The sequence below is a fragment of the Microcystis sp. BLCC-F209 genome (assembly GCF_041928595.1).
Classification (GTDB): domain Bacteria; phylum Cyanobacteriota; class Cyanobacteriia; order Cyanobacteriales; family Microcystaceae; genus Microcystis.
On record NZ_JBHFLL010000036.1, the window covers coordinates 1 to 19,096 of the forward strand.

The 19,096-nt window shown below is 45.5% G+C and carries 15 protein-coding genes; 11 read left to right on the forward strand and 4 right to left on the reverse strand.

What is annotated here, in order from left to right; genetic code table 11:
- The first annotated feature begins 213 nt into the window (after positions 1 to 213).
- Entirely contained in the window at positions 214 to 657 is a 444-nt protein-coding gene (locus ACE1AQ_RS02805; protein ID WP_008196947.1) for a molybdenum cofactor biosynthesis protein MoaE, read from the forward strand.
- A gap of 2 nt (positions 658 to 659) precedes the next feature.
- Here ACE1AQ_RS02805 and ACE1AQ_RS02810 read toward each other — a convergent pair whose 3' ends face one another.
- Both ACE1AQ_RS02810 and ACE1AQ_RS02815 read right to left on the reverse strand, forming a co-directional pair.
- Entirely contained in the window at positions 660 to 1,739 is a 1,080-nt protein-coding gene (locus ACE1AQ_RS02810) for a hypothetical protein (protein ID WP_008196944.1), read from the reverse strand.
- A gap of 260 nt (positions 1,740 to 1,999) precedes the next feature.
- Positions 2,000 to 3,562, reverse strand: coding sequence for a B12-binding domain-containing radical SAM protein (locus ACE1AQ_RS02815; protein ID WP_008196943.1), 1,563 nt, complete (start codon positions 3,560 to 3,562; stop codon positions 2,000 to 2,002).
- 276 nt (positions 3,563 to 3,838) lie between these two features.
- Here ACE1AQ_RS02815 and ACE1AQ_RS02820 point away from each other — a divergent pair, with 276 nt between their 5' ends.
- From ACE1AQ_RS02820 to ACE1AQ_RS02830, 3 genes are all read left to right on the forward strand, one after another.
- The gene (locus ACE1AQ_RS02820; RefSeq protein ID WP_002734821.1) at positions 3,839 to 3,982 is read left to right on the forward strand and encodes a high light inducible protein; all 144 of its coding nucleotides are present in this window, start codon (positions 3,839 to 3,841) and stop codon (positions 3,980 to 3,982) included.
- Between the two features lie 304 nt (positions 3,983 to 4,286).
- Positions 4,287 to 5,582, forward strand: coding sequence for a Glu/Leu/Phe/Val dehydrogenase (locus tag ACE1AQ_RS02825; RefSeq protein WP_039899432.1), 1,296 nt, complete (start codon positions 4,287 to 4,289; stop codon positions 5,580 to 5,582).
- Between the two features lie 197 nt (positions 5,583 to 5,779).
- Positions 5,780 to 8,512, forward strand: a complete 2,733-nt coding sequence (locus tag ACE1AQ_RS02830; protein ID WP_106909486.1) for a cation-transporting P-type ATPase — start codon at positions 5,780 to 5,782, stop codon at positions 8,510 to 8,512.
- A gap of 43 nt (positions 8,513 to 8,555) precedes the next feature.
- Here ACE1AQ_RS02830 and pyrC read toward each other — a convergent pair whose 3' ends face one another.
- On the reverse strand, positions 8,556 to 9,590 hold the full coding sequence (gene pyrC, locus ACE1AQ_RS02835) for a dihydroorotase (protein WP_008196924.1): 1,035 nt from the start codon (positions 9,588 to 9,590) through the stop codon (positions 8,556 to 8,558).
- A gap of 585 nt (positions 9,591 to 10,175) precedes the next feature.
- Between pyrC and ACE1AQ_RS02840 the strand changes: the two genes are divergently transcribed.
- Positions 10,176 to 11,831: a DNA methyltransferase gene (locus tag ACE1AQ_RS02840; RefSeq protein WP_110543678.1), complete on the forward strand. Its 1,656-nt coding sequence runs from the start codon at positions 10,176 to 10,178 to the stop codon at positions 11,829 to 11,831.
- 170 nt (positions 11,832 to 12,001) lie between these two features.
- A complete protein-coding gene (locus ACE1AQ_RS02845; RefSeq protein WP_110543680.1) occupies positions 12,002 to 12,832 on the forward strand; it encodes a DUF4351 domain-containing protein in 831 nt (276 codons plus the stop codon).
- Positions 12,833 to 12,909: 77 nt separating this feature from the next.
- Here the strand turns inward: ACE1AQ_RS02845 and ACE1AQ_RS02850 are convergent, their stop codons facing one another.
- Positions 12,910 to 13,464, reverse strand: coding sequence for a Uma2 family endonuclease (locus tag ACE1AQ_RS02850; RefSeq protein ID WP_008196919.1), 555 nt, complete (start codon positions 13,462 to 13,464; stop codon positions 12,910 to 12,912).
- Positions 13,465 to 13,695: 231 nt separating this feature from the next.
- Here ACE1AQ_RS02850 and ACE1AQ_RS02855 point away from each other — a divergent pair, with 231 nt between their 5' ends.
- The 5 genes from ACE1AQ_RS02855 to ACE1AQ_RS02875 all read left to right on the forward strand — a co-directional run bounded on the left by ACE1AQ_RS02855 (position 13,696) and on the right by ACE1AQ_RS02875 (position 18,878).
- Entirely contained in the window at positions 13,696 to 13,872 is a 177-nt protein-coding gene (locus tag ACE1AQ_RS02855; protein WP_008196917.1) for a hypothetical protein, read from the forward strand.
- Positions 13,869 to 14,927 (forward strand): DUF3326 domain-containing protein, encoded by a 1,059-nt coding sequence (locus ACE1AQ_RS02860; protein WP_110543682.1) that lies wholly within the window; start codon positions 13,869 to 13,871, stop codon positions 14,925 to 14,927. Before ACE1AQ_RS02855 ends, ACE1AQ_RS02860 begins: the two co-directional genes overlap by 4 nt.
- Complete coding sequence (locus tag ACE1AQ_RS02865) at positions 14,924 to 15,505, forward strand: CPBP family intramembrane glutamic endopeptidase (protein ID WP_110543685.1); 582 nt, start codon at positions 14,924 to 14,926, stop codon at positions 15,503 to 15,505. The genes ACE1AQ_RS02860 and ACE1AQ_RS02865 overlap by 4 nt, the downstream gene beginning before the upstream one ends.
- 59 nt (positions 15,506 to 15,564) lie before the next feature.
- Positions 15,565 to 16,008 (forward strand): DUF3531 family protein, encoded by a 444-nt coding sequence (locus tag ACE1AQ_RS02870; RefSeq protein ID WP_002782647.1) that lies wholly within the window; start codon positions 15,565 to 15,567, stop codon positions 16,006 to 16,008.
- Between the two features lie 515 nt (positions 16,009 to 16,523).
- Positions 16,524 to 18,878, forward strand: a complete 2,355-nt coding sequence (locus tag ACE1AQ_RS02875; RefSeq protein WP_110543687.1) for a GH116 family glycosyl hydrolase — start codon at positions 16,524 to 16,526, stop codon at positions 18,876 to 18,878.
- The last annotated feature ends 218 nt before the right edge of the window (positions 18,879 to 19,096 follow it).

Here is a 19,096-nt window from a genome sequence, read left to right on the forward strand (position 1 = left end):
TCATTATTCATTATTAATAATTCCCATCTCCCCACCCCCCAATTCATAATTCATAATTCATAATTCCCATCTCCCCACCCCCCAATTCATAATTCATAATTCATAATTCATAATTCCCATCTCCCCACCCCCCAATTCATAATTCATAATTCATAATTCATAATTCCCATCTCCCCACCCCCCCCACTTCCCCACTCCCCGATCCCCTCATCCATGACACCAGATAGTTTTCGCGTCAGTTTTGCTCCCTTATCTTTGCAGGAAGTATATCAATTAGCCGATGATGGGGCTAATGGTGCTGTTGTACTAATGAGTGGCACTGTACGGGAGCAAACCGACGGTAAACCGGTTATTTGTCTTGATTATCAGGCCTACGAACCCATGGCGATCGAGGTTTTCCGGCAAATTGCTCGGCAAATTCGGCAAACTTGGCCCGATACCAATCGAGTTGTCATTCACCATCGCACTGGTAAGCTACAAATCGGGGAAATTAGCGTCTTAGTAGCGGTGGGTTGTCCCCATCGCGGGGAAGCTTTCGCAGCCTGTCGTTATGCTATTGATACTCTCAAGCATAATGCCCCCATCTGGAAAAAAGAATACTGGTCTGATGGTTCTAGTCAATGGGTTAGTATTGGAGCTTGTGAAACGGCCCATTAGGTCTAATAACGCAAAATTAAGGCAATTTTTTGGTAATCGTTCAAGGAATCTTCATCGACTAAAGCTACACGTCCTCCCTTGGCCAATACCACTTCGATAATTTCATCCACTGCATCATCGATTACCTCCGTACCACCGACGTTTTCCACCAGTATCAAATCACCGTTTTCGCTTAAAACTGCGGGTACATGGTAATTTTTATCCACTAATAACAATTTTCCTCGACCTTCCTGCGCTAAACGCCACACTTCTCCCAGGGTAGAGATAACTTTTTGAGCGCTGACTGCCGCGTCCAAAGCTTGCAGGGCTTCAGTTTTTTGAGTCTGACGCACTGAATGCATAATCGGCAATACTTGCGGAATTAATTCTGGCAGTGAGGTTTTGTCAAAATTGCCGGTTAAAGTGCCAACAATTGCTGATGTGTACTGTGAAACTTCTTGAAAGAAGGAAATTTGACGAACCACTCCACCCACAATCAAAGGGGAAGAATCATCAATGTCAATGTATTCACCCAGAGCATTATCTACCTGCTGGAAAAATCGCCGGATTCTATCATCTAGATAACTGGTATCGGCATCAAAGGGCAGTGGTGCGGTGGCCCCCGGTCCAGTCATTTCTAAGGGAAAATTCTGATCGCGAATTTCTTCGAGAGTTTCTCCTGTAGCTGAGATTAAACGAGTAGAACCCTGACTTAATAGTAACAGCCAATAGGGTTGTTCTCGATGTAATCCATAAACTAAATCCCGTGTGGCAAAGGTTTTATCGATGACAACTCTTGCCTGGACAGAAAAAGGCAAGTTATAAAGCTTGGCAATATCCGGACCAATATAGAGAGCTAATCCATCTAGAGTATAAGGATAATCTATTTCAGCCACGAGACTATCGAGGCGCTCGAACAAAGGTTCGATTTCACGTTTAGAGAATTCTGCCGATAATCGGTGCTTTGCTTCATCGACCAAATTTTTAACGAGAATAGGGTCTTGTTTGTTATCCGGTGAGGTGCGATGGGTAGGTAAGAGAATGGAAAGGGCGGGTATTTGAGTTAGGGATTGTAGTTTCTTAAGTTCTTGACGAGTAATCATTGATTTTAGCTTGATTGATAGGGTTAAGGAGCTAAAAATACTGACTTTATCCAGATTTTCTCGATTTATTCAGTATTCCAGCTAACATTTTAGGGAAAAAATGTAATTATATCTAGAAAATTAAGAATTTATACTGAATTGCTTTGGCAGAGATTGAGGGAATTTTTAACCAGAAAACTAGGAATATTATTGATTTATTGATCGTCCACCATCAGGACAGAAAATGTTCAGGATGGGTAAATAACCCATCCTCGGAATAATTAGGCCGCTATGGCGGTTTTTTCCGCTATTAATGCCTCTTGGCGCTGGAATTCGGCTAATTGTGCCGTAATTTCATCCCGGACAATCTGACGGTATTCCAGGAAATGCTCGTTGTGGGCGCAGACAGTGATATAGTGTTCGGCGTTGGCGGGATTATGGCGCAAAATACCGAATAAATTCTGCCAGAATTTCCAGCGCGTGGAACGTTTAAAGCCCTGTCGCCAGATAATTACCGCTAGGGCATAGAGATCGGCCCGTCGAGGCAGTTTAAAGGCTGGTTTCGCTTTAGGTGCGCCTAATTTCAGGAAACAGCGATAGGTGCGATCGAGAAATACCTCCGGATCGTACAATTTCCAGAAGGCTTCAATATATTCTGTGGCAATATCTTCGATCGGCCGGGTGGGAACGAAATTCATCAGGGTACTTTGGTTAATGTCCTGTTTCCCCGTTAATCGTAGTCGTCCTTCTTTTTCCAAGCGAGTCCATAGAGCGGTATTGGGTAAAGCTTGTAACATTCCAAATAGAGCCGTGGGAATGGCTGCTTCTTCGACAAAATTAATAATGCGATCGGCCGCTCCTTTTTTCTCGCCATCAAAACCGATGATAAATCCCGCCATGGGGCGCAATCCTGCTTTAATAATCTTTTCTACCGTCTCGGTTAACGAACTACGGGTATTTTGGAATTTTTTGGTTAATTGTAAACTTTCTTCGTCGGGGGTTTCAATACCTAAAAAGACCGCATCAAAGTAACAATCAACCATCATAGCCATTAATTCGGGATCGGCGGCTAAATCCACCGATGCTTCCGTGTTAAACCGGAAAGGGTACTGGTGTTCTTCTTGCCAAACCTTTAATTCTTTGAGGAGTAATTTAACGTTGCGCTTGTTACCGATAAAATTATCATCCACCATGAACACGCCCCGACGCCAACCTAATTCGTAGAGATAATCTAATTCTTTTAATAATTGTGCGGGGGTTTTGGTGCGGGGTTTACGACCATAGAGAACGATAATATCGCAAAATTCGCACTGGAAGGGACATCCCCGCGAAAACTGCACCGACATGGAATCATAAGCTTCAAAATCGAGCAGATCGTAGCGTGGAACTGGGGTAATTGTCACATCGGGTTTTTCTGTGGTGCGGAAAACACCTTTGGTTTCTCCTCTTGCCAATGCTTCCACAAACATCGGAATGGTGATTTCTCCCTCATCGAGAATCAGAAAATCGGCCTCAGCCACTTCGTGGGGGATAGAAGTGGGATAGGGACCACCCACAGCCACCAGTTTACCCCGTTGCTTGGCTTCGTGAATTTGCTCGATTAAATCTTGACGTTGCACAATCATGCCGGAAAGAATCACTATTTCGGCCCAGTCCCATTCTGCTTCTGTCACCGCCCGAATATTGCGATCGACCAGTTTAAATTCCCATTCCTGCGGTAAAATCGCCGCCACCGTCACCATACCCAGGGGGGGAAGTAAGACTTTGCGATCAACTAATTCCAGAATTTTGTTATAAGACCAGAAAGTCGGCGGAAAAACGGGATAAATCAGTAAGGCGCGCATATTCACTCCTCGCTCGATGGCGATCGATTCTTGACCTTTCGCTTGATTGTAATCTTTTTCGGTCAGGGATGGGAAAACGGTTATTTAGTCCTACAACTGAGATCAGGCTTGATTTTTGGCCGCCATTGCCTACCCTTGACCCTACCCCCATAAAAGTTTATGGTTAACATCAATAAAATTTATGTAAAGAAATGTTGCATAGTCTGAAAAGTTATGTTACATTAAATATCAAGCACTTGACTTAAACGCAATTTTCTTATAGGAAGGCAATTCACCATGGATAAGCAAGAAAACAAACTCGGCTTCACCGCTTTCGCTGAAAACTGGAATGGTCGTTTAGCCATGCTCGGTTTCGTTATTGGCGTAGCTACGGAATACTTAACCCACAAAGGCATCCTTGCTCAATTAGGCTTGATGTAATTTCAGCCTCGATTGCTGTGCATCTACAATCAACTTGAATAAATTATCAAAAAAGGGAGGAGCATCGCTCTTTCCCTTTTTTAGTTGCAGGTTGGGGATGGGGGAGTGGGGTGATAGGGAAGTGGGGTGTGGGGTGTAGGGTGTAGGGTGTACGGTAGATGATGTGCGGGAAAATCTCTCAAGTAACCTTGGTTGAGAACAATTGTCGGCAATCCCTGTCCATGGTTAATTAAGAAAAATAAACTGTAGCGAAATATACTGTTTTTCCCGTGTTCTAATGGGGATAGATAGGGGGAAAAAAATCATGTCGAAATCACTCTTTACCGATGCCAGCAGTCGCCTAGAACAGGCCCTTAAGTATGTCTCCATTTCCGATGATGCGATCGAGCGGTTAAAATATCCCAAAGCTAGTCTCAGCGTCTCCATACCCGTCCGTATGGACAACGGCACTCTGAGAATCTTCCAAGGCTACCGCGTCCGCTACGATGACACCCGCGGCCCCGGCAAAGGAGGGGTGCGCTATCATCCCAACGTCAACATCGATGAGGTGCAGTCCCTAGCCTTTTGGATGACCTTTAAATGCGCCCTGCTGGATTTGCCCTTTGGTGGGGCTAAGGGCGGCATTACCCTCAATCCGAAAGAATTGTCAAAAGCCGAGTTAGAACGTCTTAGCCGGGGCTATATCGAGGGTATAGCCGACTTTATCGGTCCCGATATCGATATTCTTGCCCCCGATGTCTATACCAACGAGATGATCATGGGTTGGATGATGGACCAGTACAGCATCATTCAGCGTAAAATTAGTCCGGCGGTGGTGACGGGGAAACCTTTAACCATGGGAGGCAGTCGTGGCCGCGATACGGCGACGGGAACGGGAGCTTTTCATGTTATTCATTCTCTTTTGCCGAAATTAGACAAAAAACCCGCTAATACTACCGTAGCCGTTCAGGGATTCGGTAACGCCGGGGCCGTAGTGGCGGATCTCCTCGCCAAAGCCGGTTATCAAGTGGTGGCGGTAAGTGATTCCCAGGGCGGCATTTATCGGGAAAAAGGCCTAGATATTGCCAGCATTCGTGAGTATAAACAGGAACATCGCGGGATTACTGCTATTTACTGTGAGGGTACTGTGTGTAATATCGTCGAACACGAGGCGATTAGTAATGAAGAATTATTAGCCCTAGATGTGGATGTTTTGATTCCAGCTGCCCTAGAAAACCAAATTACCGCCGAAAATGCCGATCGCGTGCGGGCAAAATATATCTTTGAAGTGGCCAATGGTCCAACTACCTCAGAAGCCGATCGCATTTTAGAATCAAAAGGGATTCTCGTTTTCCCCGATATTTTGGTTAACGCCGGTGGGGTAACGGTGAGTTATTTTGAATGGGTGCAAAATCGCAGCGGTCTTTATTGGCGATTAAACGAGATAAATGAGCGCTTAAAAGAAAGAATGGTGACAGAAGCGGAAAAAGTCTGGTCTTTCGCCCAGGAGTTCGATATATCTCTGCGTAACGCCGCCTACGCCCAGGCCATTGCTCGTCTCGGTGAGGCCCTAGATGCCAAGGGAACCCGCGATTATTATCAAAATAAGACGGGAGCTTAAGGTCGTCAGTCGTCGGTCGTCGGTCGTCTGGAAATAAATAGGGTGATAGGGTTTTGGGGTGATAGGGTGATGAGACAGCTTCCCCACCCCCCAATTCATAATTCATAATTCATAATTCATAATTCCCACCCCCCCACTTCCCCACTTCCCCAATTCATAATTCATAATTCATAATTCCCTAAATATTGGAGAGCATGATGCCAGTTCAATTATCATTGCCCTTGTATCATCAACTTTCTCAACCAGAGGTGATTGAATACTTGACCAGCGATGGGTCAGCGGGCTTATCAGCAGAAGAAGTGGCCAGTCGCTACGAAAAATATGGCCCGAATGAACTGCGATTTAAGCCGGGGAAACCAGCTTGGTTGAGGTTTTTGCAGCAATTTCATCAGCCACTACTCTATATTCTCTTGCTTGCGGGTACTATTAAGGCATTTTTAGGGTCTTGGACGAATGCCTCGGTGATTTGGGGAGTTACCCTGATCAATGCCATTATTGGCTATGTGCAGGAAGCTAAGGCGGAAGGTGCGATCGCTTCCCTAGCCAAAGCCGTAACCACAGAAGCGACCGTGTTGCGAGAGGGACAAACCCTGCGGATTCCATCTCAGGATTTGGTGCCAGGAGATATCGTTTTATTGGCATCGGGGGATAAAGTGCCGGCGGACTTGAGGCTGCTGAAAGTCCGCAATTTGCAGGTGGATGAGTCTGCCTTGACCGGGGAATCCTTGCCCGGGTCAAAAGCGATCGAACCCTTACCCGGGGATACGCCCCTAGCAGAAAGGACAAACATGGCCTACGCAGGGAGTTTTGTTACCTTTGGACAGGGCAAAGGGATTGTTGTCTCTACGGCCAATGCCACCGAAGTGGGGCAGATTTCCCAGTCGATGGAAAGCCGAGTCAGCCTTAGCACACCCCTGACCCGTAAATTTGCCCAATTTAGCCGCACCCTACTCTACGCAATTTTGACCCTAGCAACCTTGACCTTTGCCATCGGGTTAGGACGGGGGAAATCTTGGATCGATATGTTTGAAGCTGCCGTTGCCCTCGCAGTGAGTGCGATTCCAGAAGGGCTGCCGGCAGTGGTAACGATTACCTTGGCCATTGGGGTCAACCGCATGGCCCGTCGTCATGCGATTATTCGTAAACTGCCCGCAGTGGAAGCATTGGGGAGTGCGACCGTCATTTGTTCCGACAAAACCGGAACCCTGACCGAAAATCAAATGACTGTACAGTCCATTTATACTGAAGGGCAATATTACGCCGTTAGTGGTGGTGGCTATAGTCCCAAGGGCGAAATTAGTCTGATCACCGATGGCAACCCTGGCAGCCCCTTTGCAGAGGAATTACCGCCGGCCCTAGGGGATTGTCTGGTAGCTGGTTTGCTTTGTAATGACTCCGGGCTAAAACAAACGGGAGAAGATTGGTCAGTGGTGGGGGATCCTACGGAAGGGGCGCTGATTGCGGCCGCCGCCAAAGCAGGTCTCAGTCAATTGGGGCTATTGTCTTTAACCCCACGATTAGATGCAATTCCCTTTGAATCTGAGTACCAATACATGGCAACCCTGCATGATGGCATACCTCGCCTGATCTATGTCAAGGGATCGGTTGAGTCGCTAATGCGTCGTTGTTCCCAGATGATCGATCGCTATGGTCAGATGACCGCGCTGAACGCCCAACAGATCGAGCAAGCGGTAGAAACGATGGCAGAGCAGGGTTTACGGGTGCTTGCCTTCGCCAAAAAAGCAGCCGCGACCCATCAGCATTCTATCGACCATGAGGATATCGAAACAGGCTTGGTGTTTCTAGGATTACAGGGCATGATTGACCCGCCTCGTCCAGAGGCGATCGCTGCTGTTCATGCCTGTCAAAGTGCTGGGATTCGCGTCAAGATGATTACTGGTGATCATCTTGTCACGGCGCGGGCGATCGCGGAACGGATGGGCATTAAAACGGCAGCACAAGTCTTAGCATTTGAGGGAAAACAATTAGCGCAAATGGATAATCATCAACTGGCCCAAGCGGTGGTCGATGGATCGGTATTTGCCAGGGTTGCCCCTACCCAAAAACTGCAACTGGTGGAAGTACTCCAGTCCCAAGGAGAAATCGTGGCGATGACGGGCGATGGTGTTAATGATGCGCCGGCTCTCAAGCAGGCCGATATCGGCATTGCCATGGGGAAAGGAGGAACGGAAGTCGCCCGGGAATCTGCTGATATGCTCCTCACTGATGATAACTTTGCCTCGATCAAGGCTGCTGTCGAAGAAGGACGCACCGTTTATCAAAATTTACGCAAAGCAATCTCCTTTCTCTTACCTGTCAATGGTGGCGAATCGATGACGATTCTGATCAGTACTTTACTGGCGCGAGATTTACCCATCCTCTCCCTACAAGTACTCTGGTTGAACATGATCAACTCGGTCACGATGACTGTTCCCCTGGCCTTTGAAGCAAAATCCCCCGGCATTATGCAGTCACCACCACGCAATCCCAATGAACCTTTGATCACCAAAAAACTATTGCGCCGAATTTTGGCTGTTTCATTGTTTAACTGGATTCTGATTTTTGGTATGTTTGAGTGGGCTAAATCGACCACAGGAGATATTGCCGTTGCCCGCACAATGGCAATTCAATCCCTTGTGGCAGCACGGGTTATCTATCTGCTCAGTATCAGTCAATTAGGGATGAGCCTAGTTAACTACCTGCGTCGTCAGTCAACCTCGATTACTAATGCACCGATCCTAATTTTGGGGATTGTGGCTGCTGTTGCCCTACAAATTTTGTTTAGTCAATGGGGGGTGATGAACAGTCTGTTTGCAACGGCGACCCTAACCGGTCATCAATGGCTAATCTGTTTGTTGCCGATGCCGCTCATGGTACTTTGGGCAATTTTTGCCAATGTTATCGATCCTCCTCATTGTCATGGGAAATAACTAATCTTGAATTCTTGACCGCAACTACCAAGACTCGCGGTTTTTATTCCCCTAATTGCCAGGTTATCTCTTCACCCGCTCGTAACGGCACCAGTCCGGATTCGGGAAATGGCAATTCATCGGGAATGCGCCAAGGGGTTTTGGTTAAGGTGATTTGTTCGGTATTTCGGGGGAGTTGATAGAAATCTGGCCCGTGCAAGCTGGCGAACCCTTCTAGTTGCTCAAGCGCATCGACACTCTCAAAGGCTTCTGCGTACAACTCTAGGGCGTGCAGGGCTGAATAACAACCCGCACAGCCACAGGAACTTTCCTTGCTGTAGCGAGAATGGGGTGCGCTATCGGTCCCTAGAAAAAACTTGGGATTCCCCGATGTTGCCGCTTGCAAAAGTGCCAAACGATGATCCTCTCGTTTCAAAATCGGCAGGCAATAAAAATGAGGACGAATGCCACCGGTAAAGAGAATGTTTCGGCTAAACAATAAATGTTGGGGCGTAATTGTGGCGGCGACATTGTTGTTAGCAGATAGAACAAACTTGACCGCATCGGCAGTGGTAATGTGTTCAAACACCACCCGCAGTTTGGGAAATCTTGTTATCAGTGGGAGCAAGTGCTTCTCAATGAACACTTTCTCTCGATCGAACACATCAATATCACCATCGGTAACTTCTCCGTGCAGTAGTAGCGGCATATCTACCTGCTCCATCGCTGCCAAAACGCCATCGCACCTACGAAGGTCCGTCACCCCCAAGTCGGAATTAGTTGTCGCACCGGCCGGGTAGTATTTCACCGCTTTGACAAACTGGGAGGCTTTCGCTGCCACGATTTCTTCGGGACTGGTATTATCGGTGAGATAGAGGGTCATCAGTGGCTCGAACTGTTGACCCTCTGGAACTGCTGCCAGAATGCGCTCGCGATAGGAGGCAGCATCAGCCACCGAGCGCACTGGTGGCTTTAAATTCGGCATGATAATGGCACGGGCAAACTGACGCACCGTATGGGGTAGAACCGCTTTCATTGCCGCACCATCGCGGAGATGAAGGTGCCAGTCGTCGGGTCGAGTTATTGTGATTCTTCGCATTGTTCAATCATACTACGGTTAGGGTTCCCACCTCACCCAAGATAACGGAGGCAGGGGGCAGGAGGCAGGAGGCAACCCTACCCCCTTGCCCCCCCGATGTCGGGGGGGTTGGGGGGGGAAATTCAGCTAATCTAAGGATAGGCAGTTTAAATGCGTCTTAAGTAGGGAGGCAAAATTATTTGTAGGATGGGTTAGCGGTAGCGTAACCCATGCAGGCGTTGGGTTTCATGCTTCAACCCAACCTACGTTCATCTTATATTTAATTCCACCCACCCACTTAGCTTAGTTTTAGTTGATTGGAAAGAACCTTTGATTTTAGCGGCGAAATTGATTTGACGGTGACGATAATTCCTCTTGACAAAATCCCAGCACTTGACATATACTCATTTATATAATGGGAATCCGTGCCTGCCTGCGACCCCCTCATTTTCAGGCTAGATAGACTTAGGAAAATTAAATTTTGAGCGCACAGGATGCGCTTGTTGTAATTAGTACAATCATATTATTCTCTGGAGCGATTGCATTCGTCCTCTTTAAGGGGGAATAATAATACAATTGAGAATGCAGTCAATCCCCCCAATCTCTATGGTCAATAAACTATACTACGGTGATAACCTAGAAGTGCTGCGGAAATATATCAAAGATGAGTCGATCGATCTTTGTTATATCGATCCACCCTTTAATTCTAAACGCAATTACAACCAAATTTATAACAACTTAGGCAAGGAAGATCAAGCACAAGCACAAGCGTTTGTAGATACCTGGACATGGGATAATCACGCTAACGAAGCTTTAGAAGAAATTCAAAGCAACTATCAGGGTAAATTTACCAGTCAGACTATCGATTTAATTGACGGTTTAACCAAAGTTTTAGGTAAAGGTAGTCTTCTCGCTTATCTGGTGAGTATGACTCTGAGGATCGTGGAAATCCATCGAGTTTTAAAATCTACTGGTAGCTTTTATCTCCACTGCGATCCTACTGCTAGTCATTATTTAAAAATAGTTTTAGATGCTATTTTTTGCTCTCAGGGGGGTGATTTTTTCAATGAGATTGTTTGGAAAAGAACTACGGCACACAATGATCCTCAAAGATATGGAAGAATTCAGGATCGTCTGTTTTTTTACAGCAAAACACAGGCTAAGACATTTAATCATATAGATGCCTATCATTCCCAAGAACAATTAGCAAGATATAAATACTCAGACTCTAAAGGTTTATACAGAGCAGAAAACTTAACGGCTCCTCATTTTTCCGAATCACGAACTATAGAATGGCGTGGAGTTCATCCAGGTAATAATAGACAATGGCGGTTTTCTATAGAAAAACTAGAAGAACTATATAGTCAGGGTTATATTTTGTTACAGAAGGATGGCCGGCCTAGAAAAGATGGTCTTAAGCAATATTTATCAGAAACTAAAAGCCCTGTAATTCAAGATATATGGACAGATATTATCTTTGCTCCAACTACAAAAGAACGTCTGGGTTATCCCACACAAAAACCGGAGGCATTGTTAGAAAGAATAATCAAAGCAAGTAGTAATAAAGGAGACATAATTTTAGATGCCTATTGTGGGTGTGGAACGACTATCGCTGTAGCAGAGAGATTAGAGAGAAACTGGATTGGAATTGATATAACCTATCAGAGTATTAGCTTAATGTTAAAGCGATTAGAGGACTCCTTTGGTAAAAATGTTTTAGATAAAATTGAACTGAATGGTATTCCCAAAGATCTAGAATCAGCCAAAGCATTAGCCACTAAACCCGATGATCGTACCCGCAAAGAATTTGAGAAATGGGCGGTTTTAACCTATAGTAATAACCGGGCTGTGATTAATGACAAAAAAGGGGCAGATAAAGGAATCGATGCTATTGCCTATTTTCAGGGAGATAAAGACAATCGGGAGAAAATTATTTTTCAAGTAAAATCCGGTAATGTCAAATCGGGAGACATCAGAGATCTACAGGGAACCATGACACTACAAGGGGCAGCCCTGGGTATATTTATCACCTTGAAACCTCCTAGCAAAGATATGATCCAAACAGCCAAATCTGCGGGAATTTATCGCGGTCGTTATATGAGTCAAAGTGTCGATAAAATTGAGATTGTGACAGTACAAGAAATCCTTGAACAAAAAAAACGTCTCGATGTTATCCTCACCTTTGAAGTCCTGAAAGCTGCCGAAAAACAAAGGGAAACCCAAGGACAACAAATGAGTTTAGATATACCCTTCCCCGAATAAACCTCCTTTGTTTAAGTAGCTAGGTATTAAGTAGCTGGTTATAATTAAATTGAAGATAGATTTTGGGTTCGATCCCCCCTACCCCCCTTGATAAGGGGGGATTGAGGGGGAATAGGGTGATAATTTTGTTAAAATATAGGTCAGCCTTAACCTATAATTTGAATTAAATAATGTATGATTCTACCTGTAAATTTATCGCTCTTGAATATTCGAGAGACTTGGCCACTTGGTTACTGGGTAAACCCTTAGAATTAACAGAAATTAAACCCTCGGAATTATCCCTAGAGCCAATTAGAGCCGATACTTTAATCTTTTTGGAGTCGGAAGAATTAATCTTACATATCGAGTTCCAAACCGACCCTAAAGAAGATATTCCCTATAGAATGCTAGATTATGCCACCAGACTCTATCGACGCTATCCGCGTAAACCTATCCATCAAGTGGTTATTTATCTAAGGAAAAGTGATTCCCCCAAAGTCCGACAGAATGATTATAAACAAGGGAAAACCTCTCATCAATTTGAAGTGATTAGACTTTGGGAACAACCCTCGGAACCCCTATTAAAGGCCCCCGGACTGTTTCCCTTTGCCATACTCGCTCAAGCGGAGAAACAAGAAAACTTACTGCGGCAAATTGCCCAAGAAATCGAGCAAATCAGCGATAGTCGAGAACAAAGTAATCTGGCTGCATCTACCGCTATTCTAGCCGGGTTAGTATTAAAGAAAGACATCATCCAACGATTATTGAGGAAAGACATCATGAAAGAATCAGTTATCTATCAAGAAATCTGGTCCGAGGGTTTACAAGAGGGACGACAAGAGGGAGAAGCTAACCTAGTTTTACGTCAATTAAATCGGCGTGTAGGGGACATTTCTCCCGAATTATTGCCCAATATCCGCAGTCTTGACCTAGAACAGTTAGAAAACTTGGGAGAAGCTTTGTTAGATTTTCAGTCACTACAAGATTTAGAAGAATGGCTGGAAAATTGCCGAGCTAGTTAGTACAAGTAAACTAAAGGCTGTCTATCCATTCCCATGGAAGCAGCAAGCTCTCAACTCCCTTGAGAGTAGTTCACATTTTAATCTATTCCCCGGTAGAGATCGGCGATGGCTAAATCTAGGTTAATACTTGACAGGATCACGCGATCGCCTGTCTCGTAAATAGTCGTTTCCCATATCCCCAGAGAATTACGACGACGGCATTCCACGCGCTGGATTTCTTGGGAAATTAATACATATTCTTCTAAAGTTTCTATCTGTTGATAATCTTGGAATTTTTCGCCCTTGTCAAAAGCGGCCGTACTGGGGGAAAGCACTTCCGCAATTAGTTTCGGATAGCGTTTCAGATAACGATCTTGGCGATCGCGCGGATCGCAGGTAACAAAAGCATCGGGATAGTAATAAAACTGATCTTGATAGTTAACCTTGACATTACCCGAGTGAAACCGACAGTCTGTAGAGTCGCCGAAATGTTCGTCAATGACTTTGAGAAAATTGAAGGCGATGCGACCATGATTATCTGTACCGCCGGCCATCGCATAAACCAAACCACGTCGGTATTCATGACGGATCTGACTCTGGCGCTCGATAGCGAGATATTCTTGGGGACTGATGTAGTTGGGAACTGCGATCATAATCTCTAGGGGAAAGCCTACTATTAATCATAGTACGAGAACGGATCTGGCTCTCCTATTCTTTGTGTGATCTCGCGTAGCGAGCGCGTTGCGACCAGTTTAACTTACATATCAGCGATCGATCTTTGTGTTCTTCGTGTCTTTGTGGTTCCTGACCCAGAGAGCCGATAAACCAGCGCAAGAGGGCAAAATCTTGATAAACTGAGGGGATAACTATCCCAGACAATCCCCATGACCACTCACTTTATTAGTGCCGAAATCGACCTACAGGAAACCCCGCAACAACTGGAGCAAGAAATCGAAAAAGAATTAGCCAAACGCGGTGAACCCTTGCGTTGGGCAATCACAGAAGTGGATACCGAGAATAATCAAGTCAAAGTCGAAGCGATTGTCACCACTGCCTCGTGAATTCCCGTCCCTATACCGCCGTACTAATTATTCCCACCGGCATCGGGGCTGCGATTGGCGGTTATGCTGGGGATGGCATTCCCGTGGCCAGAGCGACCGCTCAAGTTTGCGATCGCCTAATTACCCATCCCAATGTCCTCAACGGCGCACAACTGTACTGGCCCCTAGGCAACACCTATTATGTGGAGGGTTACGCTTTAGATCGTTTTGCCCGGGGGGATTGGGGATTAAGTCCCGTCCATCAAAATCGCATCGGGTTACTATTTGATCGCGCCATTGAATTTGACCTCTTGCAAAGACACCTTCAGGCTGCCGATGCTGTCCGGGCCACCCTAGGCTTAGATCTCACCGATTACCTTGTCACCGATGCCCCCTTAAATGTGCAGTTGCGAGAGGCAGCCTCCGGGGCCAGTTGGGGAACAATTGGCAATCCCGACAGCTTGCTGCGGGGAGCAGAAAAACTGATTAAGCAAGGCCGAGCGGAAGCGATCGCCATTGTTGCCCGTTTTCCCGACGATCCCGATAGCATTGCCCTGGCTAATTATCGCCATGGTCAGGGGGTGGATCCCCTTGCCGGGGCCGAAGCGGTGATTTCCCATCTGGTGGTCCGACAATTCCAAATACCGGCGGCCCACGCTCCCGCTTTAAGTCCGCTGCCTCTCGATCCGCAACTTTCCCCCAAGGCCGCAGCCGAAGAAATCGGTTATACTTTTTTACCCTGCGTTTTGGTGGGTTTAAGTCGCGCCCCCCAATTGGTCAAGCAGCCCAGTCCCGATGCTATTTGGAGCCGGGAGGTGGACGCGCTGATCGTTCCCGCCAGTGCCTGCGGCTGTAGCACAGTTCTAAGTTTTTGTCAAGAAAAAACTGTACTGATTGCTGTCGAGGAAAATAGTACAAGAATGAAGGTGGCCCCGGAACCTCTAGGGGTGAAAGCAATTAGGGTACACTCATATACAGAGGCGATCGGTGCGATCGTTTGTCAACGGGCAGGGGTTAGCCTCGCATCTCTTCGCCCTAATTTAAACTCTTTACGCTGTTTATCCGAGAATCCGTGACTAATTCCCCTAATTCCGAATTTGATCCCCTGACACGCACACAAGTCCTCACCATTATGGCGGTAACGGCGATTATCCTGCTGGTAGTCGCCAAAGTTTGGCAATATTTCGGTGCGATCGCTATTCCCGCCATTCGCTGGACTCTCCCGGATTTCCTGTTCGGATTAGCCTTAGCGGGGGCAATTAGTGGAATTAGTGGGCTTCTCTATCGTTTTTGGTCTAGTTATCGCCATAGTGCTAACTCTTACTTAGAATTAGTCATTAAACCTTTAGCATGGCCCGATTTAATTTGGATTGGATTACTGCCGGGGTTAAGTGAAGAATTATTATTTCGCGGGGTGATTTTGCCAGCTTTGGGCTTAAATATCTTTGGTTTAACCGTTTCTAGTCTGATTTTTGGCATCCTCCATTTTAGCGGTTCCCAACAATGGCCTTATGTTATCTGGGCAACTGTTGTCGGTTTTGCCCTCGGTTATACCGTCATCATCACCGGTAATTTATTAATCCCGATCCTCGCTCATGTTATCACCAATCTCCTCGCTAGTTTTCTCTGGAAATTACAGCATAGTAATCAGTAATCAGTTATCAGTTATCAGTTATCAGTTATCAGTGACTACTCCTGTCTCCTATAAAAAAAATGGAAGTGCAATTTCGCGAATTTAATCCTTTTGATGTCTGGTTTTGGCTGGAATTTTCGACGGTTCCCTCGAATATAGAACAGCAATATGTAGAAGAAGTTTTTGCCTCTTGGTTTTATTTGGGTAAATTAGGGGCTTTCAATGCCGAAAACCTACAGGTACAAGAGGTAGGAGTCGATATTAGTTATATGGAATACGATCCAGATATGGCCGAAAATGCCTTTATGTCACCGATGCACAATATGACCGATTTTGAATACTTAGGTACTTGGGGACGTTGTTGGTTTGACCTTGGTACTAGCGATCTTATTGCTTTGGATATTTTAATCAATGCCTTGACCCAATTAAGTAAGGATTTTGTCGATATTAAACGTTTAATTATCGGTGGAGAAAATCAAGATTGGCCTGTCAGCGATCGCAGCAATTATCTCTTTAGCGAATAATTAGGGTTTACTGAAAAAGTTTCTTGGTGGAGTCAGAATTATGAATTATGAATTATGAATTATGAAATTATGGTTTCCGAACTTACACTGTAGAAAATTCCTTAAGCTCCCTCTCTGCCCAGCAATGCTCTAAAGTTGATAAGTAGGTAGGCACAATTATTTGTAGGATGGGTTAGCGGTAGCGTAACCCATGCGGGCGTTGGGTTTCATGCTTCAACCCAACCTACGTTCATTTTATATTTAATTCCACCCACCTACTTAAATATCAATCTAACAAAAACTCAAAGCCTTAGTATACAAGCTTTACAAGCACGAGTTGTTGATAGTTTTACATGACAGGTTCGGTAGAGTCTGAATTCAGGATATTATTTTTATTTATTCTCTCTTTTCCCCTTTCCCCTCTCCCTTATCCCCTCTCCCATCTCCCTTATCCCTTATCCCCTCTCCCTTATCCCCTCTCCCTTATCCCCAATTCCTAATTCATAATTCATAATTCATAATTCCCACTTAAATCTATGCTTAATCTCGTCTCCCTTCCAGAAATTCCCGCCGCTGCTTGGAAACGTCCTCTGGGCAAAGGTTGGGAAAAACCCTACAGCGTCCGTTACGCCAGCAATTTAGATGATGGTCCTTGGCATGGGATGCCTCTGGGGGGATTTGGGGCCGGTTGCATCGGACGTTCCCCCAAAGGTGACTTTAACCTCTGGCATCTGGACGGCGGTGAACACAGTTTTAATAGCCTTGCGGCCTGTCAATTTAGCATTTTTGAACAAACAGAAGACGGAAGCGCCCAAGCCTACGCTATGGCGACGGAAAGCCCGACGGATGGAACGTTATCGCGCTGGTCGTGGTATCCAGCCGAAAAGGGAACATATTCTGCCCTTTATCCCCGCAGTTGGTACGAGTACAAAGATGTTTTTCAGACTCAATTAATTTGCGAACAATTCTCACCGGTTTGGGCGCATAATTATCAAGAAAGTAGTTATCCTATTGCCCTATTTGAATGGACGGCGCATAATCCCACCGATAAACCGATTACTATTAGTATTATGCTGACTTGGCAAAATACAATCGGTTGGTTTACTAACGCGATTAAATCCCCAGTGGTTAAAGTGAGAGATGATGGTAGTCCCGTCTATGAATATCAATCAAAATGGGGGGAAAGTGAGGGTAATTATAATCAATGGATTGTCGATAATTTCCGCGTTGGCTGTCTAATGCGTCGGGATTACGAAAACCCCGGGGAAGGGGATGGACAGATGGCGATTGCCACTATCACTAATCCGAGTCTAGAGGTATTTTATCGGGGTAAATGGAACCCTGCCGGCGATGGGGGCGAAGTTTGGGACTATTTCGCCATGAATGGCTCTTTACCGGATATTGAGGACGAAACCCCCGCCCAAAAAGGGGAACAAACGGCCACGGCTATGGCGATTCGTTTTACCATTCGTCCGGGGAAAACTCGCAAAATTCCTTTTATTTTAGCTTGGGATTTACCAGTCACCGAATTTGCCCAAGGAATTAACTATTATCGTCGTTATACGGACTTTTTCGGTCGCAATGGTCAAAATGCTTGGGCGATGGTACGCACGGCTTTAAAACACGGCGATACATGGCGAGAAAATATTATTAACTGGCAAAAACCGATCCTAGAACGCAGCGATCTGGCCGATTGGTTTAAAATGGCTTTATTTAACGAATTATACCTCCTAACTGACGGCGGCACTCTCTGGACGGCCGCCACGGAACAGGATCCGATCGGTCAATTCGGAGTGTTAGAATGTATTGATTATCGTTGGTATGAAAGTCTTGATGTGCGTCTCTATGGTTCCTTTGGGTTATTGATGTTATGGCCGCGCTTAGAAAAGGCCGTCATGGAAGCTTTTGCCAGGGCAATTCCCAGCAGTGACGACACTCCTCGAATTATCGGTTATAACCAAGCTAGTGCCATTCGTAAGGCTAAAAATGCCACTCCCCACGATTTAGGCGCCCCCAATGAACACCCTTGGCAAAAGAGCAATTACACCAGTTATCAAGATTGTAATCTCTGGAAAGATTTAGGCAGTGATTTTGTTTTATTAGTCTATCGGGATTATTTATTAACGGGGGCTAAAGATGAAGATTTTCTGCGGGAATGTTGGCCGTCAATTGTCCTGACTTTGCAATATTTAAAAACTTTTGACCTTGATAACGATGGGATTCCCGAAAATTCCGGCGCGCCAGACCAAACTTTTGATGATTGGCGTTTACAGGGAATTAGTGCCTATTGCGGTGGTTTGTGGATAGCGGCTCTAGAAGCAACGATTAAAATTGGGGCAATTCTTGGAGAAGATACGGCAATTTTTGCCAGTTGGTTACAGCAATCTCGCGCTATTTATCATCAGACTCTCTGGAATGGAGAATATTATAATTTAGATAGTGGTAGTGGTTCCGATGTGGTGATGACTGACCAATTATGCGGTCAATTTTATGCCCGTTTATTGGGTTTACCGGATGTGGTAGAAAATCAATACACGCAATCAGCTTTAGGTAAGATTTATCAGGCTTGTTTTCTCAAGTTTCATGGGGGAAAATTTGGGGCGGCAAATGGGTTAAAACCCGATGGTACTCCCGAAAATCCCCAGGCAACTCATCCCTTGGAGGTTTGGGTAGGAATTAATTTTGGGTTGGTGGCTTTTTTACTACAAATGGGAATGGAAAAGCAGGGATGGCAAATTACGGAAGCAGTGGTGCGACAAGTTTATGAAAATGGCCTACAATTTCGCACCCCGGAAGCGATTACATCGGTGGGAACTTTTCGCGCTTGTCATTATTTACGCGCCATGGCTATCTGGGCTATCTATGGGATTTTGACGGAATTTCAGGGATAAGTAGGTAGGCGTTAAAAATTATCAGACACCCCCCTTATCAAGCTATCCCTTATAGGGATCTTTCTTAACAATTTTTGCAGTAAGCACTCCAACCCTTATCCTGACTTGATTTCAGTTTTTTCTTTGTCAGTAAGGGTGTCAACAAGGAATATTACAGATTGTTAACCGAGTCTTGAAAGCCTTGTGCTACAAAGGTTTGAAATGTTAAGAAAGATGTG

Bases quoted from the DNA above. Each gene is read 5' to 3' on its own strand.
- ACE1AQ_RS02875 (WP_110543687.1), top strand. From the start codon at position 16,524: ATGCTTAATCTCGTCTCCCTTCCAGAAATTCCCGCCGCTGCTTGGAAA.
- ACE1AQ_RS02820 (WP_002734821.1), top strand. From the start codon at position 3,839: ATGGATAAGCAAGAAAACAAACTCGGCTTCACCGCTTTCGCTGAAAAC.
- ACE1AQ_RS02805 (WP_008196947.1), top strand. From the start codon at position 214: ATGACACCAGATAGTTTTCGCGTCAGTTTTGCTCCCTTATCTTTGCAG.
- ACE1AQ_RS02815 (WP_008196943.1), bottom strand. From the start codon at position 3,562: ATGCGCGCCTTACTGATTTATCCCGTTTTTCCGCCGACTTTCTGGTCT.
- ACE1AQ_RS02850 (WP_008196919.1), bottom strand. From the start codon at position 13,464: ATGATCGCAGTTCCCAACTACATCAGTCCCCAAGAATATCTCGCTATC.
- ACE1AQ_RS02840 (WP_110543678.1), top strand. From the start codon at position 10,176: ATGGTCAATAAACTATACTACGGTGATAACCTAGAAGTGCTGCGGAAA.
- ACE1AQ_RS02845 (WP_110543680.1), top strand. From the start codon at position 12,002: ATGTATGATTCTACCTGTAAATTTATCGCTCTTGAATATTCGAGAGAC.
- ACE1AQ_RS02870 (WP_002782647.1), top strand. From the start codon at position 15,565: ATGGAAGTGCAATTTCGCGAATTTAATCCTTTTGATGTCTGGTTTTGG.
- ACE1AQ_RS02830 (WP_106909486.1), top strand. From the start codon at position 5,780: ATGCCAGTTCAATTATCATTGCCCTTGTATCATCAACTTTCTCAACCA.
- ACE1AQ_RS02855 (WP_008196917.1), top strand. From the start codon at position 13,696: ATGACCACTCACTTTATTAGTGCCGAAATCGACCTACAGGAAACCCCG.
- pyrC (WP_008196924.1), bottom strand. From the start codon at position 9,590: ATGCGAAGAATCACAATAACTCGACCCGACGACTGGCACCTTCATCTC.
- ACE1AQ_RS02825 (WP_039899432.1), top strand. From the start codon at position 4,287: ATGTCGAAATCACTCTTTACCGATGCCAGCAGTCGCCTAGAACAGGCC.
- ACE1AQ_RS02810 (WP_008196944.1), bottom strand. From the start codon at position 1,739: ATGATTACTCGTCAAGAACTTAAGAAACTACAATCCCTAACTCAAATA.